This window comes from Amycolatopsis sp. WGS_07, assembly GCF_045278895.1.
Taxonomy (GTDB): Bacteria; Actinomycetota; Actinomycetes; order Mycobacteriales; family Pseudonocardiaceae; genus Amycolatopsis.
On sequence record NZ_CP136053.1, the window covers coordinates 1,085,851 to 1,111,092 of the forward strand.

21 protein-coding genes are annotated in these 25,242 nt (G+C 69.3%); 9 read left to right on the forward strand and 12 right to left on the reverse strand.

The window, feature by feature from the left end:
• Positions 1–140: 140 nt before the first annotated feature.
• Genes RPX00_RS04980 through RPX00_RS04990 form a run of 3 tightly spaced genes read left to right on the forward strand, consistent with a single transcriptional unit; the run spans position 141 to position 2,331 of the window.
• Positions 141–881 (forward strand): Asp/Glu/hydantoin racemase, encoded by a 741-nt coding sequence (locus RPX00_RS04980; protein WP_354747425.1) that lies wholly within the window; start codon positions 141–143, stop codon positions 879–881.
• Positions 882–927: 46 nt separating this feature from the next.
• Positions 928–1,641, forward strand: a complete 714-nt coding sequence (locus RPX00_RS04985) for a maleate cis-trans isomerase (protein ID WP_406637909.1) — start codon at positions 928–930, stop codon at positions 1,639–1,641.
• A 3-nt stretch (positions 1,642–1,644) separates the two neighbouring features.
• Positions 1,645–2,331, forward strand: coding sequence for a GntR family transcriptional regulator (locus tag RPX00_RS04990; RefSeq protein ID WP_406637911.1), 687 nt, complete (start codon positions 1,645–1,647; stop codon positions 2,329–2,331).
• Positions 2,332–2,570: 239 nt separating this feature from the next.
• Here the strand turns inward: RPX00_RS04990 and RPX00_RS04995 are convergent, their stop codons facing one another.
• Positions 2,571–3,410 carry an amidohydrolase family protein gene (locus RPX00_RS04995; RefSeq protein ID WP_406637913.1) on the reverse strand — a complete coding sequence of 280 codons (840 nt, stop codon included), beginning with the start codon at positions 3,408–3,410 and terminating at the stop codon, positions 2,571–2,573.
• A 30-nt stretch (positions 3,411–3,440) separates the two neighbouring features.
• Here RPX00_RS04995 and RPX00_RS05000 point away from each other — a divergent pair, with 30 nt between their 5' ends.
• Entirely contained in the window at positions 3,441–3,794 is a 354-nt protein-coding gene (locus tag RPX00_RS05000) for a MerR family transcriptional regulator (protein WP_406637915.1), read from the forward strand.
• A 5-nt stretch (positions 3,795–3,799) separates the two neighbouring features.
• Here the strand turns inward: RPX00_RS05000 and RPX00_RS05005 are convergent, their stop codons facing one another.
• From RPX00_RS05005 to RPX00_RS05020, 4 genes are all read right to left on the reverse strand, one after another.
• Positions 3,800–4,291 carry a GNAT family N-acetyltransferase gene (locus tag RPX00_RS05005; protein ID WP_406637917.1) on the reverse strand — a complete coding sequence of 164 codons (492 nt, stop codon included), beginning with the start codon at positions 4,289–4,291 and terminating at the stop codon, positions 3,800–3,802.
• A gap of 53 nt (positions 4,292–4,344) precedes the next feature.
• Positions 4,345–4,812, reverse strand: a complete 468-nt coding sequence (locus tag RPX00_RS05010) for a DUF4262 domain-containing protein (RefSeq protein ID WP_406637919.1) — start codon at positions 4,810–4,812, stop codon at positions 4,345–4,347.
• 71 nt (positions 4,813–4,883) lie between these two features.
• The gene (locus RPX00_RS05015; RefSeq protein ID WP_406637920.1) at positions 4,884–5,939 is read right to left on the reverse strand and encodes a tartrate dehydrogenase; all 1,056 of its coding nucleotides are present in this window, start codon (positions 5,937–5,939) and stop codon (positions 4,884–4,886) included.
• Positions 5,936–7,399 (reverse strand): NAD-dependent succinate-semialdehyde dehydrogenase, encoded by a 1,464-nt coding sequence (locus tag RPX00_RS05020; protein WP_406637922.1) that lies wholly within the window; start codon positions 7,397–7,399, stop codon positions 5,936–5,938. The genes RPX00_RS05015 and RPX00_RS05020 overlap by 4 nt, the downstream gene beginning before the upstream one ends.
• A 94-nt stretch (positions 7,400–7,493) precedes the next feature.
• Between RPX00_RS05020 and RPX00_RS05025 the strand changes: the two genes are divergently transcribed.
• The 4 genes from RPX00_RS05025 (at position 7,494) to RPX00_RS05040 (ending at position 12,987) form a co-directional block, all read left to right on the forward strand.
• On the forward strand, positions 7,494–8,750 hold the full coding sequence (locus RPX00_RS05025) for an aspartate aminotransferase family protein (protein WP_406637924.1): 1,257 nt from the start codon (positions 7,494–7,496) through the stop codon (positions 8,748–8,750).
• Between the two features lie 3 nt (positions 8,751–8,753).
• A complete protein-coding gene (locus RPX00_RS05030; protein WP_009082826.1) occupies positions 8,754–9,254 on the forward strand; it encodes a DUF3830 family protein in 501 nt (166 codons plus the stop codon).
• Positions 9,255–10,033: 779 nt separating this feature from the next.
• Positions 10,034–11,419 (forward strand): FAD-binding oxidoreductase, encoded by a 1,386-nt coding sequence (locus tag RPX00_RS05035; protein ID WP_406637926.1) that lies wholly within the window; start codon positions 10,034–10,036, stop codon positions 11,417–11,419.
• Positions 11,420–11,424: 5 nt separating this feature from the next.
• Entirely contained in the window at positions 11,425–12,987 is a 1,563-nt protein-coding gene (locus RPX00_RS05040) for an acetolactate synthase large subunit (protein ID WP_406637928.1), read from the forward strand.
• Here the strand turns inward: RPX00_RS05040 and RPX00_RS05045 are convergent.
• The 5 genes from RPX00_RS05045 to RPX00_RS05065 form a co-directional block, all read right to left on the reverse strand.
• On the reverse strand, positions 12,984–14,387 hold the full coding sequence (locus RPX00_RS05045) for an MFS transporter (RefSeq protein WP_406642768.1): 1,404 nt from the start codon (positions 14,385–14,387) through the stop codon (positions 12,984–12,986). The two genes, RPX00_RS05040 and RPX00_RS05045, sit on opposite strands and share 4 nt — an antisense overlap.
• 122 nt (positions 14,388–14,509) lie before the next feature.
• On the reverse strand, positions 14,510–14,974 hold the full coding sequence (locus RPX00_RS05050) for a DUF3761 domain-containing protein (protein ID WP_406637930.1): 465 nt from the start codon (positions 14,972–14,974) through the stop codon (positions 14,510–14,512).
• 57 nt (positions 14,975–15,031) lie between these two features.
• Entirely contained in the window at positions 15,032–17,383 is a 2,352-nt protein-coding gene (locus RPX00_RS05055) for a GH92 family glycosyl hydrolase (RefSeq protein ID WP_406637932.1), read from the reverse strand.
• 58 nt (positions 17,384–17,441) lie between these two features.
• Complete coding sequence (locus RPX00_RS05060; RefSeq protein ID WP_406637934.1) at positions 17,442–17,894, reverse strand: hypothetical protein; 453 nt, start codon at positions 17,892–17,894, stop codon at positions 17,442–17,444.
• A 51-nt stretch (positions 17,895–17,945) separates the two neighbouring features.
• Complete coding sequence (locus RPX00_RS05065; RefSeq protein WP_406637936.1) at positions 17,946–20,759, reverse strand: hypothetical protein; 2,814 nt, start codon at positions 20,757–20,759, stop codon at positions 17,946–17,948.
• A gap of 364 nt (positions 20,760–21,123) precedes the next feature.
• On the opposite strand from RPX00_RS05065, the gene RPX00_RS05070 reads away from it, so the two are divergent.
• Positions 21,124–21,699: a GNAT family N-acetyltransferase gene (locus RPX00_RS05070; RefSeq protein ID WP_406637938.1), complete on the forward strand. Its 576-nt coding sequence runs from the start codon at positions 21,124–21,126 to the stop codon at positions 21,697–21,699.
• Between the two features lie 70 nt (positions 21,700–21,769).
• On the opposite strand, the gene RPX00_RS05075 is transcribed toward RPX00_RS05070, so the two are convergent.
• Both RPX00_RS05075 and RPX00_RS05080 read right to left on the reverse strand, forming a co-directional pair.
• Positions 21,770–23,941: a 3-hydroxyacyl-CoA dehydrogenase NAD-binding domain-containing protein gene (locus RPX00_RS05075; protein ID WP_406637940.1), complete on the reverse strand. Its 2,172-nt coding sequence runs from the start codon at positions 23,939–23,941 to the stop codon at positions 21,770–21,772.
• 8 nt (positions 23,942–23,949) lie between these two features.
• Positions 23,950–25,161: an acetyl-CoA C-acetyltransferase gene (locus RPX00_RS05080; RefSeq protein ID WP_406637942.1), complete on the reverse strand. Its 1,212-nt coding sequence runs from the start codon at positions 25,159–25,161 to the stop codon at positions 23,950–23,952.
• Positions 25,162–25,242: the final 81 nt, after the last annotated feature.

Here is a 25,242-nt window from a genome sequence, read left to right on the forward strand (position 1 = left end):
CAGAGCACTGCCAGAACGGGGGTTTCCGGGGCGTTCACGATTGACACGGTAAAAGTGGCTCGTATGATTGTCAACAATCCGAGGACCACCCCCGGAGCACCGGACGGGCATCGGCACAGGCGTATTCCGGAGGCTGAACCTTGGATCTGGACTTCCTCGCGTTCGAGGGCCCGCTCGCCCAGCGCGGCATCGGCGTGATCGCGCCGTTCGACCTCGCGCTCGAGCGCGAACTGTGGCGCTGGGTGCCGATGGAGGTGTCGCTGCATCTCGCCCGCACCCCGTACGAACCCGTCCCGGTGAGCATGGAGATGGCGCAGCTGGTGAGCGACAGCAGGCACCTCGCCACGGCCACCCGCGACGTGCTGCACGTCGAGCCCGAGGTGGTCGCGTACCTGTGCACCTCCGGCAGCTTCGTGAACGGCATCGACTACGAACGCTCCCTCACCAAGGCGATCTGCGACGCGGGCGCGCCGGACGCGGTCACCACCTCCGGCGCCCTCGTCGAGGTGCTGCACCAGCTCGACCTGCACCGCGTCTCGGTGCTCACGCCGTACGACGCCGACCTCACCGGCAAACTCCACGACTTCCTCGCCGAGGTCGGCGTGGACACCGTGTCCAGCGACCACCTCGGGCTGGGCGGCGGCATCTGGAAGGTCAGCTACCGCACCATCGCCGAGCGGATCCTGGCCGCGGACCACCGCGAGGCCGAGGCGATTTTCGTCAGCTGCACCAACCTCCCCACGTTCGACCTGATCGAACCGCTGGAGAAGGCGCTCGGCAAACCCGTGCTGACCGCCAACCAGCTGACCATGTGGGCGTGCCTGCGACGGATGCGGCTGCCGATCGTGGGCCCGGGCCAGTGGCTGCGGGAGGTGTCTTGACCCGTCCCGGTAATATTGTCGACAATTTGCGCATCCCGGAGGTTTCGTGACCACGATCGGCTTCATCTACCCCGACCACGCGGCCGAGGACGACTACCCGCTCGCGGAACAGCTTCTCGGCGACATCAGCCTGCCGGTCGCGCACATTTACGGCACCGACCTGCACGCCGTGCCGGAACTGCTCGACCTCGGCAGCGAAACCCGGCTCGCCGAAGGCGCCCGGCTGCTCGCGAAGCACCAGCCGGAAGCCGTCGTGTGGGCTTGCACGTCCGGCAGCTTCGTGTACGGCTGGGACGGCGCGCGGAACCAGGCCGACCAGCTCGCCGCGGCCGCCGGAGTGCCCGCTTCGAGCACCTCGTTCGCCTTCGTGCACGCGGCGAAAGCCCTTGGCGTACAACGAGTCGCGGTGGCCGCTAGCTACCCGGACGACGTGGCCCGGCTGTTCGTGGACTTCCTCGCCGCCGGCGGCGTCGAGGTGCTCTCGATGTCGAGCGCGGACATCGACACCGCCGCCGAGGTGGGCCAGCTCGCGCCCGAGGCCGTGGTGGACCTCGCGGTGAGCCACGACCACCCGGACGCCGACGCGGTGCTCGTGCCCGACACCGCGATGCGCACGCTCGGCGAGATCACCGCCATCGAGGAGAAACTCGGCAAGCCGGTGCTGACCGCCAACCAGGTGACCGTGTGGGAAGGCCTCCGGCTGACCGGCACGAGCAGGCTGGTGCGTTCGCTGGGCGCGTTGTTCCGGACGAAGGGCTGACCCGTGGTCGCACTGCCTGACATAGAACCGGTGAGCCGGGAATCGACCGCCGCCGTGATCGCCCGCCAGCTGCGCGACGCGATCATGACCGGCGCGCTGCCGCCGGGCACTCAGCTCGGCGAGACCGACCTGGCCGCCCGCTTCCAGGTATCGCGCGGCCCGCTGCGCGAGGCGATGCAGCACCTGGTGTCCGAGGGCCTGCTGCGCAGCGAACGCCACCGCGGCCTGTTCGTGATCGACCTCGAACCGGCGGACGTGTTCGACATCTACCTCGCCCGCTCGGCCGTGGAAAGAGCCGCCCTGCTGTGCGCCTTCCGCGGCGACCGCGAGGCAGTGGCCGCGACGCTGGAACAGAACGTGGCCGACATGGCGGCGGCCGCGGACGATCCGGCCGCGCTGTCCGAGGCGGACCTCCGGTTCCACGAGGCGCTGATCAACGCCTCCGGCAGCAAACGGCTGGTGCGCATGGCCCGGACGCTGCTGATCGAGACGCGGATGTGCCTGACGTTGCTGCAGAGCACGTATCAGGGCGTGGAGGATCGGCTGGAGGAACACACGCGGATCATCGAAGCCCTGCGCTCGGGCGACGAGGAGACCGCGCTGCAGTTGCTGGACGCGCACATGGAGGACGCGATCAGCCGGTTGCTGCCGGGGCGGAGCCTGAAGGACGGGATCGCGGCGGCCGAGTGAGGCGGAGGGGTTCGCGAGCGGCGCTACGCCTACGCCCCGCAGCCCAGCCCTCGTGAGCGGCCACGCCGGTTCTAACCGGCGCGAACACTCACGAGCCCGCGGCACCCGCCCGCCGCGGCGAAGGCAGCCTGCCCTCCTGTCCCGGAAGGTGAGTGCTGCCAGCAGGTTCCAGGCGGCGGCAGCCACGCGGGAGAAAGCGCGGCGTCCGGCAGCGGGTGCCCTTCTGAACGGTGCGAAGTTCACAGCCCCAGCACCTCCGCCATTGTGCCGCCCAGGACTCGGGCTCGTAGTTCTCCCGGCGGGGTCACGCGTTCGATCGTCGCGCGGGCCAGGACTGGGTCGCCGTAGGGCGCGTCTGAGCCGAACATCGTGCGGTCTGGGACCTCGGTGATAGCCAGGCGGACCGCGAAGATGATGCTTGCCGTCGACAGTTCCAGGTAGACGTTGGGCGTTTCGCGGGCCAGGTCGATCGCGGTGAGCCAGTGTGCGCCGCCTAACTGGCTGAGGACCAGCGGCACGGCTGGGTAGCGGCGGGCCAGCTCGGCCAGGGTCGACAGGTCTCGTTCGGTGGTCGGGGCGGAGCCGTGCACGACCACGGGGAGTCCATTGTGGTCGGTCGCCGCGCGCAGGACTGGTTCGATCCGGGCGGCGGCGTCCGGGGGCGGGGTCAGTTCGCCGATTCCATAGAAGCCCCGCGCGGCCTGCTCGACCTCCGCGGCGACCTGGTCCTCGGGCAGGTCCAGGCGGACTGAGCGGAAGCCCAGGAAACGGTCGGGGTATGCGGCGAGAGCGGCGTCCAGTTCTTGCCAGGCGGACTGGTAGCCGTCGCCGGGCTCGCCGCTGAGCGCGACGTCCAGCACGCGCATTTCCCGGCGGAACGAAGCCAGGTCGACGGCTCGTTCGGGGTGCGGCCTGGTCGCGAAGAGCACAGCGCGGTCAGCTCCGGCTTCGTCCAGCAGGGCAACGTGCTGGTGCGCTGGGTCGTGAACGTGGCTGTGTGCGTCGATGATCACCAAAGACTCCCGGTCGGGTTCGGCGCGCGGAATGCGGTCGCCGGGGTCAGTGTTGAACGTTGACACCATGCCAAGGTCAAGCTCAGCGGAGGGACGATGCGGATCGGGCAGCTGGCCGAGCGCACCGGTACCAGCGAACGGCTCCTGCGGTACTACGAACGCGTCGGGCTGCTGACCGCGGACCGGCGGCCCAACGGGTACCGCGACTACGCCCCCGCCGCCGAGCAGACCGTGCGCCAGATTCGCGCGTTGCTGGCGGCTGGGCTGCCGACGAGCTTGATCAAGCGGATGCTGCCGTGCGCCGAGACGGACGGCTCGCTGCGCCCGTGCCCGGGGGTGCTGGGCGCGCTGCGCACTCAGCTCACCGAACTCGACCGCCGGGCGGAGGGCATCGAGCAGGCACGACGGACGCTCCGCGAGGCCATCGCGGCGACGGAACGCGCTACCTGAACAGGTCAGTCCGACAGCGGGATCCAGTAGCGCCGCACCGGTCCGTGCTCGGTCTGGCGAAGTTCTTCCAGCACCCCGCCAGCGCGTTCGATCGTCTTGGCGGAGGCCAGGTTCTCCGCCGCGCACACCAAGAGCACGCGAGACAGGCCCTGGCTCCGCGCTTCGGCCAGCATCTGGCGCAGCGCCCAGGAACCGAGCCCACGGCCACGCGCCGAGGGACGGATGCCGAAGCCGATGTGCCCGGCCCACCGCACGTACTCGGCTGGCCCAGAACGCAAGGCGATCCCGCCGAGCACCTGGTCGCCATCGACTAGCCAGCGGTGGACGGCCGGGCTCCGCGTCAATGCGCTTACCCAGGAGGCGAATCCCGCTGGAGAACCGACCGTGTCCGAGGCGGACAGGCCGAAGCCGTCCTCGTGGAGGCCGGGACCCCATTCGTTGTGCGCTTCCAGCCAGGCGCGGTGCAGGAGGACCGTGGGTGCCAGAAGTTGGGGCATACTCCGATTCTACCGGCCGAAAGCGTCGAAAACCCTTTCGCGGCAAAGAGAATTCAGGCATTGCGCACCCCCAGCACGGGCTGTCCGCCGAAGCCGAGGTTGTAGTGCGGCGACCACGGGAACCACCCCGCCGGGTCCGCGTAGACCAGCTGCACCGCCTCGATTCCCGTGCCATAGCAGGAAACCGCGACGTGCAGGTGCACAGCGGGGGTGCCGATCCGCACGACCTCCACGCGCGGCAGCCGGGGCAGCAGCCACTGCTCCCCCGGTATCGGCGGGCCGGTGTGCAGCGCGTGTTCGGCCGCCGTGTTGAGCAGATATGCCGCGTGGTGCGGCGACAATCCGGTGACGACCAACTCGGGCAAACCTTGCGCGGTCAGGCCCGCGGTGTACGCCCAGGACGGCCGGGAACCTTGTCCCAGCACGCCCTGGACGCACCAGCCGTACTCCCGGATCCGGTCCAGCACCTCGATCAGGTACTGCTCCTCGGATCTTTCCGGTTCCTCGCACATCTGGCACATCGGTGCCTCCTCCCCTCGGGGACCCGTCGGCGGGTCACGAGAAGAGTGAAGCGCGCGGCACCGACGAAAAATCAGCGGAGCGAAGCGGCCACCGCGGTGCCGAGCGCGGTTGTGGTAGCGGTTCCGCCGAGGTCGGGGGTGAGCGTTTCGCCCGCCGTCAGGACCTCGTCGACCGAGGCGCGGATCGCTTGTGCGGCAACGGTTTCACCGAGGTGGTCGAGCAGCATCGCACCGGCGAGGATCTGTGCGACCGGGTTCGCGATGCCCTGCCCGGCGATGTCCGGAGCGCTCCCGTGGACCGCCTCGAACATCGACGGAAACTCACCTGATGGGTTGATGTTTCCCGACGGAGCCATGCCCAGTCCGCCGGTGATCGCGGCCGCGAGATCGCTCAGGATGTCGCCGAACAGGTTCGACGCCACCACCACGTCGAGCCGGTCCGGGGCCTGCACCATCCGCGCGGCGAGCGCGTCCACATGGCACTGTTCCGCGCGGACGTCCGGGTACCGCGCCGCGACCTCGGCGAAAATCTCGTCCCAGTAGGGCATCGAGTGGATCAGCCCGTTGGACTTCGTCGCCGAGGTGACGTGCTGAGAACGCGTGCGCGCGAGTTCGAAGGCGTACCGGATGATCCGTTCCACCCCGACCCGCGTGAACACCGATTCCTGCAGCACGAACTCGTCCGGCCGCCCGGCGTTGTGCCGTCCGCCGATCGCCGAGTACTCGCCCTCGGAGTTCTCCCGGACGATCACCATCTCCAGCTCGTCCGCCTTCCGCCCGGCCAGCACCGAGGTGGTGCCCGGAAGGAGCCGGACCGGCCGCAGGTTGACGTACTGCTGGAACGCCCGCCGCAGCGGGATCAGCAGGCCCCACAAGGAAACGTGGTCGGCGACGCCGGGGAAGCCGACCGCGCCGAGCAGGATCCCGTCGAAGCCGGACAGCTGCGCGACGCCGTCCTCCGGCATCATCGCGCCGGTCTTCGCGTACCGCTCGCAGCTCCAGTCGAATTCGGTCCACTCCAACGAGAAGCCGTACTTCGCCGCGGCCGCGTCGAGGACGCGCCGCGCTTCGATCGTGACGTCGACGCCGATCCCGTCGCCCGGGATGCTCGCAATCCGGTGTGTCACAGGCTCACCGCGATGTACTTGGTCTCCAGGAACTCGTCGATGCCGACCGTGCCGCCCTCGCGGCCGAGACCGGACTGCTTGACCCCGCCGAACGGGGCCGCCGGGTTGGACACGATGCCCTGGTTGAGGCCGATCATCCCGGCCTCCAAGCGTTCCGACACCCGCAGCGCGCGCTTCAGATCGCTGGTGAACAGGTAGGACACCAGGCCGAATTCGGTGTCGTTGGCCTTCTCGACCGCCTCGTCCTCGGTGTCGAACGGCGTGATCGGCGCGACCGGGCCGAAGATTTCCTCGCTGGCCAGCCGGGCGTCGACCGGGACGTCGGTGAGCACCGTCGCCGGGTAGAAGTGGCCGGGACCCTCGACCCGCGAACCGCCGGTGAGCACCCGCGCGCCCTTGTCGGTGGCGTCCTTGACCAGCTCGGTCACCTTGTTCACCGCGGCCTCGTCGATGAGCGGGCCGACCACGACGCCCTCGTCGGTGCCGCGCCCCATCGGCAGCGCCTGCATCCGCTCGGTGAGCCGGCGGGAGAACTCCTCCGCGACGCCACGCTGCACGTAGAACCGGTTGGCCGCGGTGCACGCCTCGCCGATGTTGCGCATCTTGGCCTGCATCGCGCCCTCGACCGCGGCGTCCAGGTCCGCGTCGTCGAACACGACGAACGGCGCGTTGCCGCCCAGCTCCATCGACGTGCGCAGCACCTTCTCCGCGCACTGCTCCAGCAGCTTGCGCCCGACCCCGGTCGAGCCGGTGAACGACAGCTTGCGCGCGCGTCCGTCGCGGATCAGCGGCTCCATCACGCCGCCCGCGTCCTTGGTGGTGACGACGTTCAGCACGCCCTCGGGCAACCCGGCGTCGGCGAGGATCTGGGTGAGCGCGAGCATCGACAGCGGCGTCTGCGCGGCCGGTTTGATCACCATCGTGCAGCCCGCGGCGACCGCCGGGCCGATCTTGCGCGTGCCCATCGCCATCGGGAAGTTCCACGGCGTGATCAGCAGCGTCGGGCCCACCGGCTGGCGGGTGATCAGGAACCGGCCGTTGCCGTTCGGGGCCACCGCGTATCCGCCGTCGATCCGCACCGCCTCCTCGGCGAACCAGCGGAAGAACTCGGCGGCGTAAGTGATTTCCCCGGCCGCCTCGGCCAGCGGCTTGCCCATCTCCAGGGTCATCAGCAGCGCCAGTTCGTCGCGGCGCTCGATGAGCTTGTCGTACGCGCGGCGCAGGATTTCGCCGCGCTCCCGAGGCGCGACCGCCGCCCAGCTGGCCTGTGCCGCGACCGCCGCGTCGAGCGCCGCGAGGCCGTCTTCCGGCCCGGCGTCCGCGACCTGGCACAGCACCTCGCCGGTGGAGGGGTCCTGCACGTCGAAGGTCTTCCCGCTGCGCGCGGCGACCCACTTGCCGCCGATGAAGAGTTCCTTGCCGACCGCGCCCACGACGCCGTTCTCGGTGATCCCGCTCATCCAGGTTGCTCCTGTTCCTGTTGTCCCGAACTCATGCTATGGATATTGTCAACAATCGACAACCGTCTCCACCCGCATCCCAGGAGGGCGCCGCATGGCCCAGCTTTCCCCGCTGCTCAAGCAGGCAACGCCCGTCGTCGTCGACCACGGTGAAGGGGTTTACCTCTACGACGTGGACGGGAAACGTCATCTCGACTTCACCGCGGGCATCGGGGTGACCAGCACCGGGCACTGTCACCCGCGCGTGGTCGAAGCCGCGCGCGAGCAGATCGGCAAGCTCGTGCACGGCCAGTACACGACGGTGATGCACCAGCCGCTGCTCGAACTGACCCGCAAGCTCGGCGACGTGCTGCCGTCCGGGCTCGATTCGCTCTTCTACGCGAACTCCGGCAGCGAAGCCGTCGAGGCCGCGCTGCGGCTGGCCCGGCAGGCGACGAAGCGGCCGAACGTCATCGTGTTCCAGGGCGGCTTCCACGGCCGCACGGTCGCCGCCGCCACCATGACCACCTCCGGCACGCGGTTCAGCGCGGGCATCTCGCCGCTGATGTCCGGCGTACACGTCGCGCCGTTCCCGTACGCCTACCACTACGGCTGGGACGAGGAGACGGCGACGAAGTTCGCCTTGCGCGAGCTGGACTATCTCTTCCAGACCGTCTCCGCGCCGAACGAGACGGCCGCGTTCTTCATCGAGCCGGTGCTCGGCGAGGGTGGCTACGTTCCGGCGAACACCGCGTTCATGGCCGGGCTGCGCGAGCGCGCCGACCGGCACGGCATCCTGCTGGTGCTCGACGAGGTGCAGGCCGGCTTCGGCCGTACCGGCAAGTTCTGGGGCCACGACCACTTCGACGTCCGCCCGGACGTCGTGCTGATCGCGAAGGGCCTCGCCAGCGGCTTCCCGCTGTCGGGCATCGCTGCTTCGGAAGAGCTGATGGCAAAGGCGTACCCAGGTTCGCAAGGCGGCACGTACGGCGGCAACGCGGTGTCGTGTGCAGCAGCGATCGCGACGCTCGACGTCATTCAGGACGAAGGCTTGGTCGAGAACGCCGCGGAGCGCGGCCGTCAGCTTCTCGAGGGCGCGCGCGTCATCGCGGACAAGACGCCGGCTATCGGCGACGTACGCGGTCTCGGGCTCCTCGTGGGCACTGAGTTCACTACTGCGGACGGCGAACCGGACACAGCCACCGCGCAGGCCGCGCAGCAGGCGGCCGCCAAGAGCGGACTGCTGTTGCTCACCTGTGGTGCGTACTCGAACGTCGTGCGCATGGTGCCGCCCCTGGTCGTCAATGCGGAACAGGTCGACGACGCTTTGCGCATCTGGGGCGAGGTCGTCACTTCGGTCACGGGGAGCTGAGGCATGGCGCGCTACATCACCATCAGCCTCGACAAGCGCGGCGTCACCTGTCGCGCACGGCTGCTCGACGACGAAGCACCGCGCACCTGCAAGGCGGTGTGGGACGCGCTCCCGCAGAGCGGTTCGGCGTACCACGCGAAGTACGCGCGCAACGAGGTCTACACGCTCGTGCCGCCCTTCGCGGAGCCCAAGCCGGGCCGCGAGAACCCGACCATTACCCCGATTCCGGGCGACGTCGTCTACTTCGGCTTCGAGGCATGGGAAATCGGCAACCCGGCGTACGGCTACGACGAGGGCAGCGAGGCGCACAGCGACCAGGGTGCCACGGATCTCGCGATTTTCTACGGCCGCAACAACCTCCTGATCAACGGCGACGCCGGCTGGGTGCCCGGCAACGTCTTCGCGACGATCGAGGAAGGCCTGTCCGAGATGGCCGCGGCCGCGCAGGACCTGTGGCTGCGCGGCGTGGAAGGCGAGACGCTGTCGTTCGCCCGCGCTGACTGACGGGTCACCCAGCCAGGGCCGGTCTCTCCGCTACGGAGGGACCGGCCCTTTGTTGTCCCGATCGAGCCAGATTGTCCCTCCGGAGTGAGGCCGGGTTAACCCTCCGCGATCATGAACCCGGGCCGGGATTCGCTGCCGGACAAGGGATCCGGCCCCGATGATCACCCGGCGGTGTGAACCTCGGCAACTCACCAATCGTGGCTTCGCATTCACCGGTTCGAGGGGACACGCCGCCCGGTTGCCGCAGTGCGCGTCTGCTACCCAGGGTGATCGGACGCGGCCTTCGCTACGAACCGTGGCGAAGAGTCCACAATGCACCCCCGGCAGCAAACCCGAAAGCCTTACATGTTTAACATGGGAAGATTCTCCGGCGGCCAATCCGTTGCCAGCACTGGGAAAACCGCGTTTTGACACTGCGACAGCACCGGTGGAAATCTGCGTTGGCTCCTCGCGAGAGCACCACAGAAGAACAATCCGAACAAGGAGCCCCTCAATGCAGATGTTCACCCAGCACGTGCACCACGGCCACGACCTGATCTCGGGTCTGCTCGCGCACCTGGCGCACGTGCTCGGCTGGCTCGTCTGACCGGCACCGAGGATTAACCCAGGGGCCGGCCTGTTGGCGCGGGCCGGTCCCTGCTGTGGTTCCCCTTCTTGGCCACGCGCGCGGCGTGGCCTTTTCGTGCCCGCGTCGGCTAACGTGAAAACTATTCATGGCCAGTCCGGCGACAGAACGGCTAGGCTCGGCCACGACGTACGCGCGCGCACGAAGGAGTGGCATGAGCGAGATCGCAGCACAGCTGGCAGGTGCCGTCGGAGCTGGGAACCTGCTGACCGGTGACGCGATTTCCGACGATTACGCGCACGACGAGGCGCTCAGCACGCCGGGCCAGAAACCCGCGTACGTCGCGAAGCCCGCGACCACCGAAGAGGTCTCCGCGCTGCTGAAGATCGCCGCCGCCGAGGGCATCCCGGTGACCGCGCGCGGGTCCGGCAGCGGATTGTCGGCCGCGGCGCGTCCGGTCGAAGGCGGGCTGGTCGTCTCGTTCGAGCGGATGAACTCGGTGCTCGAGATCGACACCGGCAACCACGTCGCCGTGGTCCAGCCGGGCGTCACGCTGGCCGAACTCGACGCGAAGACCGCCGAGCACGGCCTCACCTATCCTGTCTACCCCGGTGAGTTGAGCGCGAGCGTCGGCGGCACTGTCGGCACCAACGCCGGCGGCATGCGCGCGATCCGCTACGGCATCACCCGCGGCAACGTCTCGGGTCTGCAGGCGGTGCTCGCGACCGGCGAGATCATCCGCACCGGCGGCCGGATGTCGAAGATTTCCAGCGGCTACGACCTCACCCAGCTGATCATCGGCTCGGAGGGCACCCTCGCGCTGGTGACCGAGGTGATCGTGAAGCTGCAGCCGCGGCTGCCGCACGGCGCGACCGTGCTCGCCCCGTTCGACGACTTCGAGCAGGTCATGGCGGCGGTGCCGAAGATCGCCGCAAGCGGTTTGGCCCCGCAGATCCTCGAGTACATCGACAACATGACGATGGCCGCGATGGTCTACAACGACAAGCTCGAACTGGGCGTCCCGGCGGAAATCCGCGACCGGACCCAGGCGTATCTGGCGGTGGCGCTGGAAAACCGCGTGGCCGACCGGCTCGGCGAGGACGTCGAGGCGCTTGGCGAGCTGCTCGTCGAACTCGGCGCGGCCGACGCGTATGTGCTCGAAGGCGGAGCCGCGCGCAAGCTCATCGAAGCCCGCGAAAAAGCCTTCTGGAACGCCAAAGCCGCGGGTGCGGACGACGTGATCGACGTGGTGGTGCCGCGGACCGCGATGCCGCAGTTCCTGGCGAAAGCCCGCGAGCTGGCGATGGCGACCGGCGGCGGCGCGATCGGCTGCGGGCACGCTGGCGACGGCAACGTCCACCTGGCGATCTTCTGCAAGGACCCGGACACCCGCTCGCAGCTGCTGACCGACATCTTCGGTTACGCGTACGAGCTGGGCGGCGCGATCTCCGGCGAGCACGGCCTCGGTCGTACCAAGACGAAGTACTACGCCAAACTCGAAGACCCGGCGAAGCTCGATCTGCTGCGCCGGGTCAAGGACAGCTTCGACCCGGCCGGGATCCTCAACCCCGGCGTTCTGTTCGCGCAAACCGGAAAGTGAGCACAGTGAGCACGCTCAACGGCGCCCAGTCCCTCATCCGCACGCTCGTCGACAGCGGGGTCGACGTGTGCTTCTCCAACCCCGGCACGTCGGAGATGCACTTCGTCGCCGCGCTCGATTCGGTGCCGGAGATGCGCGGCGTCCTCGCGCTGTTCGAGGGCGTCGTGACCGGTGCCGCGGACGGGTACGCGCGCGTCGCCGGCAAGCCCGCGGCGACGCTGCTGCACCTCGGCCCCGGGCTGGGCAACGGCTTGGCGAACCTGCACAACGCGCGACGCGCGCACACGCCGGTGGTCAACGTGATCGGCGACCACGCCACCTATCACAAGCAGTACGACGCTCCGTTGGAGTCGGACATCGACGCCATCGCGGGCGCGCTCGAAGGCTGGGTGCGCCGGTCGGGACACACGAAGGACGTCGGCGCGGACGCGGCGGCGGCGGTCGCGGCAGCGCAGGACGCACCCGGCCGGGTCGCGACGCTGATCCTTCCCGCCGACGCGTCGTGGGGCGAGGGCGGCGAAACCTGCGCGCCGATTCCACCGCGCGTGCCGCAGACGGTCGACGCGACGACCGTGCGGAAGATCGCGGACGTGCTGCGCAGCGGCGAGCCGGTGGCGTTGCTGATCGGCGGAGCTGCTTGCCACGAAGCCGGTTTGCGCGCGACCAGCCGGATCGCCACGGCGACCGGCGCGAAGACGTTCGCCGAGACGTTCCCGGCGCGGCTGGAGCGCGGTGCCGGGCTGCCGAACATCGAACGGCTGGGGTATCTCGCCGAACAGGCCAAGTACCAGCTGGACGGGATCAAGCACCTGATCGTCGCGGGCACGAAGGCTCCGGTGTCGTTCTTCGCCTACCCCGGCATGCCGAGCGAGCTGACTCCGGAAGGCGCGGAGGTGCACGTGCTCGCGTCGGTCGGCCAGGACGTCTCCGCCGCGCTCGAAGCGGTCGCCGCTTTGGTCGCCGCCGACACCGAGCCGGTCCTGCAGGAAGCGGGACGACCGGAGCTGCCAAGCGGTCCGCTCACCGTGCAGAACTGGGTCGACGTGATCGGTGCGCTGCTGCCGGAGAACGCGATCATCGTGGACGAGGCGAACACGTCCGGTCTCATGCTCCCCGCCGCGACGGCGGGCGCGCCCCGGCACGACGTGCTGACCCTGACCGGCGGCGCGATCGGCTACGGCATGCCGGTGGCTGTCGGTGCGGCGATCGCGGCTCCGAAGCGGCCGGTGATCAACCTCGAATCCGACGGCAGCGCGATGTACACGATCTCCGCGCTGTGGACGCAAGCGCGCGAGAACCTCGACGTGACCACGGTGGTGCTCAACAACAACGCGTACGCGATCCTGCGGATGGAGCTGCAGCGCGTCGGCGCGTCCGGCGACGGACCGCGTGCGAAGGAACTGCTGGACATCGGGCGTCCGGACCTGGACTTCGTGAAGATCGCCGAAGGCATGGGCGTTCCGGCGACTCGGGCGACGACCGCGGAGGAGCTGGCTGAACAGTTCCGGCGCGCGGTCGCCGAGCCGGGGCCGCACCTGATCGACGCGGCCGTCCCGCCGCTGCTCTAGACGCGGGCGAGTTCCGGGCTGGCGGCACGGACCCGCGGGACCACCGCGGTCAACGCCAGCCCGGCCAGCGCCGCGACGGCGGCCACCGCGAACGTGGCGCGGAAACCGGCGAGCGACGGCACCGTGAACGTGCCGACGGTGATCGTCAGGTGGGCCAGCATCGTCGCCATGACGGCGCTCGACGTCGAGGTGCCGACGGAACGCATGAGCGAGTTGAGCCCGTTCGCCGAGGCTGTTTCGGTGACCGGGACCGCGCTCATGATCAGCGCGGGCATTGCGGCGTAAGCGATTCCGACGCCCGCGCCGATGATCACCGACGCGATGATCAGCTCGACCGCGTTGGCCATCAGGAAAATCGCGAAGAGATAGCCGACCGCGATCACGATCGCGCCGGTCATGAGCGTGACGCGGGCACCGTAGCGATTGGTGAGGCGTGCGGATACCGGGGACAGCGCCATCATCACCAGGCCGTTCGGCGCGAGGCACAGACCGGCTTGCACCATGGTGAGGCCAAGTCCGTAGCCGGTCGCCGAAGGTGCCTGCAGCAGCTGCGGGAACGACAGGGACATCGCGTACATCGCGAAGCCGACCAGGATTGACGCGAGGTTCGTGAACAGCACCGGCCGTCGCGCCGAAACGCGCAGGTCGACGAGCGGGTCACGGCGGCGCAGCTGATACCAGCCCCAGCCGGCGAGAACGACCACCGCCGTCGCGGCGAACCCGAGCGTCGCCGGGCTGCCCCAGCCCCACTCGCCGCCCTTGACGATCGGCAGCAACAGACTTGTGAGGCCGACGATCAACCCGAGCGTGCCGAGGAAATCGAACGGCGCGGGCGCACGGACCGGCGATTCCGGGACGAAGCGCAGAATCAGCAGCGCACAACCCAGCCCGAGCCCGGCCGCGCCCCAGAACAGGACGTGCCAGTCCGCGTGCTCGGCCACGATCGCCGCCACCGGCAGGCCGATCGCGCCGCCGACGCCGAGCGTCGCGCTCATCAGCGAAATCGCGCCGCTGACGCGTTCGGCGGGCAGTTCGTCGCGCATGATGCTGATGCCGAGCGGGATGACGCCCATCGCACAGCCCTGCAGCCCGCGGCCGACGATCATCAGCGCGAGCGAGCTGGTGAGCGCCGAGACCACGGACCCGGCGATCAGCACGGCCAGGCTCACCAGCAGCACGCGGCGCTTACCGTAAAGATCGCCGAGCCGCCCGGCGACCGGGGTGCAGACCGCCGCCGCGAGCAGCGTGACGGTGACGACCCACGACGCGTCCGTCGGCGTGGTGTGCAGGAGTCTCGGGAACGCCGGGATCAACGGGATGACCAGCGTCTGCATGAACGAAGCCACCAGCCCGCACGAGGCGAGCACCACGATGATCGGCCGCGCGCCTGCCCGTGCCACCACGTCCCCCGTTCCGTATGCCGTACCGGATTCGCACGCTACCGGGCGGGGCGGGCGGAACGGGTGGTTCGTGATCGATCCGACTTACCGGACTAGGCCGTTTGGCCCAGCGCTTGGTTGGTTCAGAGCCATTGCTTGACGCCGCCGTGGTGCGAGCAGGTGCCGGAACGGTGCTGGCTGTAGCTGTAGGTGCCGTCGTTGCACCGCGCGGTCGCGCCGGACGGGTTGGAGTCCGGGCGGTGGACGCAGTTTCCGGAGGAGTTGCGGTAGTAGTCGGAGCCGCATTCGGCGGGTGCGGGATCCGGGGCAGGCGGAGCGGTGACTCGCGGCGCGGCCTGCGTTTTCGGTGCTGGCTTGGGCTTGGCGGCCGTGGTCGGCGCCGCGACGTGCTGCTGCGTGGTAACCGGCGGGGCGACCGACGTCGCGGGAGACGACGTTGTCGGCGCGCTGTAGCTGGTCGTCGGCGAGTACTCGCTCGTGACGCTGCTCTGCACGGGCGGAGCCGGATCCCCGGCCGGTGCGGTCGCCGCTCCGCACCCGGCGACCAAAACGCCCGCGGCCAACGCCATCCCCAGTTTTCGCCACATACCGAGCCTCCCTCGCGATCCAGACAAACGAGGAGGTCGAAAGCCCGCGGAAAACTGTTACAGCGAGTGCGCAGCCCACTCGGTCGGTGACGGAGAGAGCACGAAGTCGAGCCGCCCGCCGTGCTGGGTCAGCGAAGCGGGTGCCTTCCAGTCGCGTTGCGGCAGGCCGTTCCGCCAGGCCGACCGCACGTACTTCCCCGAGCCGTGCCCGGTGATCGTCAGCACGGCACCGCTGCCGGAGCGCACCACCGCGCGCGGGAAGAGCGGGCTCGACAACAGCATCTCGCCCGAGCCCGGCGTGCGCGGGTAGATGCCGAGCGCGCCGAAGACGTACCAGGCGGACATCGTGCCGAGGTCGTCGTTGCCCGGCAGCCCGGACGGGCCGGTGGTGTAGACCGTGTCCACGATCTGTCGCACGGTTTCCTGCGTCTGCCACGGCCGGCCGAGTTCGTTGTACAGCCACGGCGCGTGGATGTCTGGCTCGTTCGTCGGGTCGTACTTCAGCGGGCCGCCTCCGCGCAGCTGCCAGTTTCCGGCCGCGTCGTGGAAGAAGCCGTCCAGCCGTTTCGCGGCGGTTTCCTTGCCGCCCATGACATTCGCGAGGCCGGTGACGTCCTGCGGCACCAGCCACGTGTACGCGGCGGCGCTGCCCTGCGCGAAACCGCGGTCGCTGGCCGGATCGAATGGCGTTACCCAGGAACCGTCCGCATTGCGCGCCTGCATATAGCCGGTCGCGGGGTTGAAAACGTTGCGCCAGTATCCGCCGCGCGCCGACAGCTCCGCAGCCTCTTTCTTCCGCCCGAGCTGCGCGGCCCACTGCCCGAGGGCGAAGTCCGCGATCGAGTCTTCCAACGTCTCCGCGCCGCCGCCCCAGCAGTGGCAGACGTCGTTGGGCGCGTAATGGGATTGGAGATATTGCGCGAGATTCGGTCGCTGGCCGACGCATTGCCCCGGGCAACCCGCGTCCTGCAAGCCTTCCGGCCGCGGCACGGTCGCCTGTGCGTACAGCGAATCGAAGGCACCGCGGTAGTCGAAGTTGCGCACGCCCATGGCGTAGAAGGTCGCGAGCGTCGCGGCGGTCGGATCGCCAGTCATCACGTGTGTTGCGCCATTCACGTGCACCCAGCGGTCCCAGACACCGTCGTTTTGCTTGGCATAGTTGAACAACGACTGCGCGAAGTTCCCGGCGACCCGCGGCTCCAGCAAAGCCAGCAGCTGAACCTGCGCGCGATACTGGTCCCAGCCGGAGAAGTTGCTGTATTGCGCGTCCTGGCCGCGTTCGAGGCGATGCGGTGCGCGGTCCATCCCGAGGTACTGGCCGTCGATGTCGCTGACCAGGTTCGGCTGCTGCAGCGAGTGATACAGCGCGGTGTAGAAAACCGTGCGCTGCGCCGGAGTTCCGCCGTCGATCTGGACCCGGTTCAGCTTGGCGTTCCACTCCCGGCGGGTCGCCGCGGCAATGGAGTCCACAGTGGACCACGGCGGTTGCTCCGCGCGCAGATTCCGCTCGGCTCCGGCGAGGGAGACGTACGAGATCGCAATCCGCATCGTGACCTTGCTGCCCGGCGCGAAACCGACCCAGCCGCCGGAACCGCGGCCGGCGCGGTCCTTGCCGGTCGCGTAGCCCTCGCCGCCGGTCTGGTCGAGCCCGCCCGGCTGCAGCGTGCTGTCGCGCCAGGTGCCAGTACTGGTGAACGGCTGGTCGAACCGCGCGGTGAAGTGCAGCCGGTAGTAGGTCTTGCGGTTGTTCACCCCGCCGTTGGCGCGACGGCCGCAGAACGCGCCGGTGAGCACCGAGCCGGTGACCTCGCGGCGGGCCGGGTCGATGTGCGTTTCCGCGTCCTCGCTGCCGTTGAGCGAGTTCGACGTGCGGAACAACAGGTTCGCCGGTTTGCCCGCCGGGAACTCCACGCGTCCGGCGGCGGAGCGCTCGGTCGCGGCGAAGTCCGTGGTCGCGCCGTTCGCGAGACCGAGCCGGTACCGTCCGGGCGTCGCCTTCTCGTCGGCGTGGCTGAAGTCGCTGGCGTACACCGCGTCCTTGGTGTCCGCGGTCGGCGACGACGTGACATCCCCGGTGTACGGCAGGATCGGCACGTCGCCCGCCGCGCCCGGATTGCAGCCCGCGCCGTTGACATGCGTGAGGCTGAACCCGCGCAGCCGCGTGGTGTCGTACTGGTAGCCGTTGGCCGCGCCGGTGCTGGTCTGGTCGCCGCGGGTGCTCGTCGGGCTCCACGCCAGCATCCCGAACGGCGCGGTCGCGCCCGGATAGGTGTTGCCGTCGCCCTTTGAGCCGATCAGCGGATCGACGACGGCGGCCGGGTCGAGCGGACTGGCCGATGACAACGTTGTCGGCACAAGGGCGGAGGTCAGCAGAACGGTGGCGAGAACCACCGTGACACGACGGCGCATGGCGCGACCTTAGCCGCGATCGGTGACATCCGGGAGAATTCGGGCCGAACGCCGCCGCTCAGCCGTTCGCGAGCCGTGCGATCGTTCCCAGCAACCTCCGCACGCCGAAGGCGTGCCCGCCGCTTCCGACCACGAGCAACCGGTAGCCCGCGCCCAGTGCCCCGGGAAAGCTGGCCCGGCTCTCGGCGCGGATCATCGTCAGCCCGGAGGAGGCGGATTCGAGCCGGAACGTGAGGCGATAGTCGGAAAACCGATGGCGGCCGGCAAGCGCGAGCAGCTCCGGCTGTTCCGCGGCGACGACCCGGAAGCCGGGGACGGTGGAGCCCTCGGCGAGCGGGCGGGGCCCGGTCGCTTTCCAGTCCGTGGAGCCGACCGCCCAGGCGTAAGCGGTGGCGAGCCTGCTGGAAAAGCCTTCGGCGACGCGGTTTACCGCACGCCAGGCTGTCTCGGCGTCGGCGTGCACGAGGACGCGATGCTCGTCCAACACGGGCAAGTCCGGTTCGGTTGTCATCGCCACCTCCGCGAGCAGACGTCGTCCGCGCGGATCGTCTCACGCTGCGGCTCAGCCGTCCGCCGGGCACCACGGGTCGGGGGCCCGGACCACTGCCTTTCCACAGAAGCCCTGCAGTTCCGGGTCGACCTCGCCGTTCTGGACCTGCAGCACCGCGAGCGGCTTGTCCTGGGGGACATGCCTGCCGATGTCGCCGCCGTAGTCGATGGTTCCGCTGACTCCCTCGATGTACTTGTTGGTCTGGTTCGCGTCCGGCCGCGAGGTGTGGATCGCGGTGATCTCGCGCCACACCGCTCCGGGGGTCACCGGGACCTTGGACGACGTTTCCCGCAGGTATGCGGTCGCGGTGATGATCACCAGCGCGGCGTCGTAGGACAGCGCGGCGTGGCCGTCGAACGACCGGCCCTTGTCGGTGTGCTCGAAGGCGAACTTGGCGTTGAGCGTGGCGTAGAAGTCGCGGGCGAGGCCCTTCGCCGTCGTCGCCGGGGCGCTCGCGAGTGCGAGGTAGTAGTACGGCAGCGCGCGGTTGCGTTCTCGCGCAACGGAATCCGCGACGTAACGCGAGACGTCGTCGTCCCCGATGATCGTCGCGGTGCTGCCGCATTGGGCGGCTCCGGCCAGGAAAGCGCCGAAGTCCGGGACGCCTCGGCCGGCGAAGAACGCGAAGCCGTTGTAGGAGCAGCTGTCCCGCCCAGCGGCACCGGCGTTGCCGACGGTTCGGTCGCCGTAGCGCCCATGCGCGGGCCGTCCTACCGGACCTCCGTCCGGGTCGAACGCGCGCGCTTCCACCGTGAAGCCCTTGTCCTTGAAGGACTTCAGGACGTCGTCGCGGAGGTTTGTGCTGTAGAAATCGGTGTCGTCGTCGGAGTAGTAAACGCGGAGCGCGCGAGGTCCGGGCCGCTGGGCGGCGAACGCGGCGGCTACCGCGGCCTCCCGGCGGTTTTGGGGTGCGACCTGGAAGTAGATCGGGTTCTGGTCGGCGAGGCGGTCGGCGGTGAGGGTCGCGGCGACCACCGGGATGCCCGCGTCGCCGAGGGCGCGGATCGTGTCGGACGTCGGTTCGCTGCTCATGTCGAGGCCGACCACGCCGACGATGCTGGGGTCCTGTTTCGCCATCTCCAGCAGCGTCTGCGCGACCCGCGCGCCCTGATGCATCCCCTTGCCGCCGTTGGCGATCAGCATGCGGACGATCGGCTCGGCCTCGGCGGTCGCGTCGAGCTGGCGCGACTGGGCGACGGCGAAGCCCTCCAGCGATTCCCGTTCCGCGGTGAGCCCTTCGGCGGTGCCGTTCGACGACGTCAGCGCCTCCAGGTCGACCAGCGTGATGTACGGCCGTTCCGGATGCTGCTGGTGCAGCTCCGCCGCCCGCCGGTTCTGGTCCGCGATCACCGCCTCGACCTGCTGGATCGTCCCCTCCTTGTCGACCGGGGAGAACAGCGTGAAGGTGCCGTCGGACACCCCGACGCACTGGTCGTCCACCCGGGTCAGCCATTCGCTCGACGTGCCGCAGTGACTGTCCAGAAAGGACTGATAGCGCACGACCGCGAACCCGGCGACCAGCGCGAGCACCACCGCGGGCACCCCGGCCCGGATCCAGCGCGTCGTCCACCACGCCGAACGCCCGCGTCCGCCGGACAGGTCGTAATGCTCGCCGAGGGCCAGCATTCGCTTGCGCACCTCGGTTTTCTCGACCTCGGTCTGCGGCGCGTCGAGCCCGATCGGCAGGTACCACGCGGTCGGGCGCCGGGCGCGGCGGTCCGCGCTGAGCCGGTTCTGCCACACCCGGTACGCACCGGCGGCGTCGGCGGCGTGGTACTTCGGCCGGTCCTCGCTCGGCGCGGCGTCCGGCGGCGGCGCCTGGCTCGCGCTCACCACGAGCAGCGGGTCGAAGAGACCGACCTGGTTGCGGACGTCGTTGATCAGCTCCAGCAGCCGGTAGCCGCCGTTGGCGGGACCGACCTCGTCGAGCAGCAGCACCGGATAGGTCGTCCGGCGCCGCCGCCAGAACTGCCACGGCCGCAGCCGGTACTCGCGGCGCAGGTCCTCCAGGAACGCGTTGACCAGCAACCGCGCGACGAACTCCGGCGACTCCTTCTGCCATTCGCCGTCGGTGAGCCGCAGCGCGAAGCGGACGAAGCTGCCGGACATCTCCGGCGCGAGATGCGGCTGGCGCAGGAACCACCGGTACCGTCCGGACAGCCCCGGCACGCGCCCGGTGACGGCGAGCCGGAAGGTGCCGAGCGTCAGCAACCGCAGGAGCAGCAACGGAAACCGCCACGCCGGATGCTGCGGCACCAGCTCGCGGCTGACGCTGTCGATGGCCGAGCGGAAGCGCACCAGCAGGCCGTTCTCCTGCAGCTCGCGCAGCAGGATGTGCTCGGGCTCGGTTTCGTCGTCCGGAAACTTCTTCGCCATGAGCTGGTCGACCAGCGTGAACAGCCGGAACCGCAGCCGGCTTTCGCGCGTGCGGGCACTGCGGACGAGAGTGTTCCGGACGCGCCACAGAATGTCGCGCACCGCCTCGACGCTCGCCCCGGTCGCCTCGCCAGGAGCGTCGGTGTCCGGCCGGTCCGCGAGCGAGAGGTAGACCGAACGCACCGTGCCCGCCGGTTTCGCGTTCTGCAACCGGGAGCCCAGCTCTTCGAGCACGCCCTCGCGCGCGTCGCCGACTAGGCACACCATGGGCAGCCCGCGCCGCCCGGCCCGCTCCCGGTGATAACCGGGCCGCCATTCTCCGTCGTCCTGCAATTCCCGTGGGCGATCCCCTGCGCGCGGCCGCTGATAAAGCGCCCCGATGAGCTTGACAAGCCGATCCGCACCAGCGAACGCGAGCTGCTCCCCCGCGACGGCCACCGTCTGGTCCATGCCGAATTATCCCATGCGCCGGATGCGCGGTGCTTCGGGATTTGTGCCGTCACGGCAAGGGTTTCCGGCCTCTCGTGCGGCCGTTTGGGTGGTGGTGGTTCAGCCGTTCGTCGGAGGCGTGGTTGCGCTGAGCTACCGCACCGAGAAGACGGGTGATCGAATTACGAAAATAGCCGCAAACGACGGAATCGAATACGAAAAACGGGGCCGCCCCGGAAAAACTCCGGAGCGGCCCCGCCGCGAAGAGAATATTCAGATTTATGGGCAGATCTCAGCCTTCTCCGCCAGCAGCGGCAGGTGCCGTCCTCGCGGAGAGCGGACGCGCCGGAGGAGACCGAGGAACCCTGCCCGGTACGGTGAAAAAGTGACTGCATCTGACCGCCGACCAGCCGAACCTGGCGCGGCGGACGACATCACCTACCGCGTGGCCGAGAACGAGCGAGAAAAGTCCGCCGTGATCAAGGGCGAGTTCATCTCGGACACGGTCTTCGAAGTGGCCGGCTCCGAAAGCGGCTTCACCCTTCGCCCCAGCAAGCTGGACCCGCCGGTGCACAAGGTTTTCCCCGTTGACGAGCCTGGCGAGGACGCGGAGACAGCGGAGGGCAAGCGGCGGTTCGTCGCACTGGACGGCGAACTCGTGTGCGGCTATGTCGACACGGACTACGAGCCGTGGAACCGTCGGCTGACCATCGCCGACATCGAGGTGGCCAGCCCGTACCGAGGCCGGGGAATCGGGCGGGCGCTGATGAACCACGCCGTCGATTGGGCCCGGAAACGCGGTGCCGGGCACGTCTGGCTGGAAGTGACGAACATCAACGCTCCGGCCGTCCGCGCCTACCAGCGGATGGGCTTCGCCCTTTGCGGCATGGACACTTCCCTCTACCACGGCACCGAATCCGAAGGGGAAACGGCGCTGTTCATGAGCCGCTTCCTCGATTGATCCTTCTCCAGCGCAGCAAAACGGGGCCGCCCCGGGAAAACCCGGAGCGGCCCCGCCGGAAAGCCAGCCGTTATTCGTAGATCTCGCCCTTGGCGGCCTTCTCCACGAGCGACTGCGGCGGCTCGAAGTGGCTGCCGTACCGCGCAGCCAGCTCGCGAGCCCGGTCCACGAAGCCCTGCAGGCCGCCCTCGTACTGGTTGATGTACTGGATCACGCCGCCGGTCCAGGCCGGGTAGCCGATGCCGAAGATGGACCCGATGTTGGCGTCCGCGACCGAGGTCAGGACGCCCTCGTCGAAGCACTTCACCGTTTCCAGCGCCTCGGCGAAGAGCATGCGCTCCTTGAGGTCCTCGAACGGCACGTCCGCCGAACCCGAGTTGAACGCCTCGCGCAGGCCCGGCCACAGACCGGTGCGCTTGCCGTTCTCGTCGTACTCGTAGAAGCCCGCTCCGGTGGACCGGCCCTTGCGGTCGTACTTGTCGAGCATCGTGTCGATGACCGCCTCGGACGCGTGCGGCGTCCAGGTGCCGCCGGCGGCCTCGATCGCGGCGCGGGTTTCCGCGCGGATCTTGCGCGGCAGCGTGAGGGTCAGCTCGTCCATCAGCTGCAGCGGCGGAGCCGGGTACCCGGCCTGCGAACCCGCCTGCTCGATCGACGCCGGTTCGACGCCCTCGCCCAGTGCGGCGACCGCCTCGTTGATGAAGGTGCCGATGACCCGTGAGGTGAAGAAGCCGCGGCTGTCGTTGACGACGATCGGGGTCTTGCGGATCTGCAGCGTGTAGTCGAAGACCTTGGCCAGCGTGGCCGGCGACGTCTTCTCCCCGCAGATGATCTCGACCAGCGGCATCTTGTCCACCGGCGAGAAGAAGTGGATCCCGATGAAGTCCTCGGTCCGCTGCACGCCCTCGGCGAGCGCGGTGATCGGCAGGGTCGAGGTGTTGGAGCCCAGCACCGCGTCCGCGTTGACGATGCTCTCGATCTCGCCGAACACCTTGTGCTTCAGCTCGACGCTCTCGAACACGGCCTCGATCACGAAGTCGACGCCCGCGAAGTCGGCCGGGTCGGCGGTCGGCTTGATCCGCGCCAGCAGCGCGTCCGACTTCTCCTGCGTGGTCTTGCCGCGCGAGAGCGCCTTCTCCTCAAGCTTGACCGCGTAGCCCTTGCCCTTCTCGGCCGCCTCCTGCGAGACGTCCTTGAGCACGACGTCGATGCCCGCCTTGGCGGACACGTACGCGATCGCGGCGCCCATCATCCCGGCGCCGAGCACGCCGACCTTCTTGGCGGTGTACTTCTCGAACCCGTCCGGACGCGAACCGCCGGAGTTGATCGTCTGCAGGTCGAAGAAGAACGCCTTGGTCATGTTCTTCGAGACCTGCCCGATGGCCAGGCTGACGAAGTACCGCGTCTCGACCTGGATCGCGGTGTCGAAGTCGACCTGCGAACCCTCGATCGCGGCGGCGAGGATCGCGCGCGGCGCGGGCATCGGCGCGCCCTTGAGCTGCTTGCGCAGGTTCGCCGGGAACGCGGGCAGGTTCGCCGCGAAGCTCGGGTTCGACGGGGTGCCGCCCGGGATCTTGTAGCCCTTGACGTCCCACGGCTGCACGCCGCCCTCGGGGTTGGCCTTGATCCACGCCTTCGCGGCGGGCACCAGCTCGTCGACGGTGTCCACGACCTCGTGCACCAGGCCCAGCTCCAGCGCCTTGCGCGGCTTGAGCCGCTGGCCCTGCAGCAGCACGTTCAGCAGCGCGCTCTGGATGCCGAGCAGCCGCACGGTGCGGACCACGCCGCCGCCGCCGGGCAGCAGGCCGAGGGTGACCTCGGGCAGGCCGATCTGGCTGCCCTTGACGTCGGCCGCGATGCGGTGGTGCGTCGCCAGCGCGAGTTCGAGGCCGCCGCCGAGCGCCGCGCCGTTGATGGCCGCGACGACCGGCTTGCCGAGCTGCTCGAGCCGGCGCATCTGGCCCTTCATCGCGGTGCTGGACGCGGTGATCTCGGCCGCGTGCTCCGGCTTCGCCTGGATGAGGTCGCGCAGGTCGCCGCCGGCGAAGAAGGTCTTCTTCGCCGAGGTGAGCACGACACCGGCGATGTCGTCCTTCTCCGCCTCAAGCCGGTCCACGGTCGCGGCGAGCGACTCGCGGAAGGCCTGGTTCATCGTGTTGGCCGACTGGTCCGGGTCGTCCAGGGTCAGCGTGACGATGCCGTCGGAATCCTTGTCCCAACGGATGGTTTTGCTCTCGGTCATCTCGGTCCTCACACCCGCTCGATGATGGTCGCCACACCCATGCCGCCGCCGATGCACAGGGTCACCAGCGCCCGGCGCGCCTGACGGCGTTCCAGCTCGTCGACCACCGTGCCGACCAGCATCGCGCCGGTGGCGCCGAGCGGGTGGCCCATGGCGATCGCGCCGCCGTTGACGTTGATCTTCTCGTCCGGGAGGTTCAGGTCCTTCTGCCACTTGAGCACGACGGACGCGAACGCCTCGTTCAGCTCCCACAGGTCGATGTCGTCCGCGGTCAGGCCCGCGGTCTTCAGGACCTTCTCGGTGGCCGGCGTCGGGCCGGTCAGCATGATCGTGGGCTCGGAGCCGATCGAGGCGGTGGCGACGATGCGCGCCCGCGGCGTGAGACCGGCCCGCTTGCCCGCTTCCTCGCTGCCGACCAGGACGATGGCCGACCCGTCGACGATGCCGGACGAGTTGCCGCCGGTGTGCACGTGGTCGATCTTCTCGACCTGGTGGTACTTCTGGAGCGCGACGGCGTCGAAGCCGCCCATCTCGCCGATCGTCGTGAAGGCCGGCTTGAGCTTAGCCAGACCCTCCACAGTGGACCCCGGACGGCGGTGCTCGTCGTGGTCGAGGATGGTGACGCCGTTCATGTCCTTCACCGGCACCACGGACTTCGCGAAGTAGCCGCCGGACCAGGCCGCCTCGGCCTTCTCCTGCGAGCGGACCGCGAAGGCGTCGACGTCCTCGCGGGTGAAGCCCTCCATCGTCGCGATCAGGTCCGCGCCGATGCCCTGCGGGGCGATGTAGTGGTCGTACGCGGTGGCCGGGTCCATGAACAGCGCGCCGCCGTCGGAGCCCATCGGCACCCGCGACATCGACTCCACGCCGCCCGCGATGACCAGCTGGTCCCAGCCGGAGCGGACCTTCTGCGCCGCGACGTTCGTGGCCTCGAGGCCGGACGCGCAGAACCGGTTGAGCTGCACGCCCGCGACCGTCTGCGGCAGGCCCGCGACGAGCGCCGCGGTGCGCGCGATGTCCGCGCCCTGCTCGCCCACCGGGGACACCACGCCGAGCACGATGTCGTCGATCTCCCGCGGATCGAGGTTCGGGTGGCGGACCTTCAGCTCTTCGATGAGGCCGACCACCAGGTCGACCGGCTTGGTGCCGTGCAGGGCACCGCCCTTGTTCTTGCCCCGGGGCGTGCGCAACGCCTCGTAGATGTAGGCCTCGCTACTCACTGAACACTCCTCCGCGAAGCGGCATGGTTGGACACTGCGGTGTATCTCGCCGTCGACTATACCGGCCAGTAGGTGCTAATG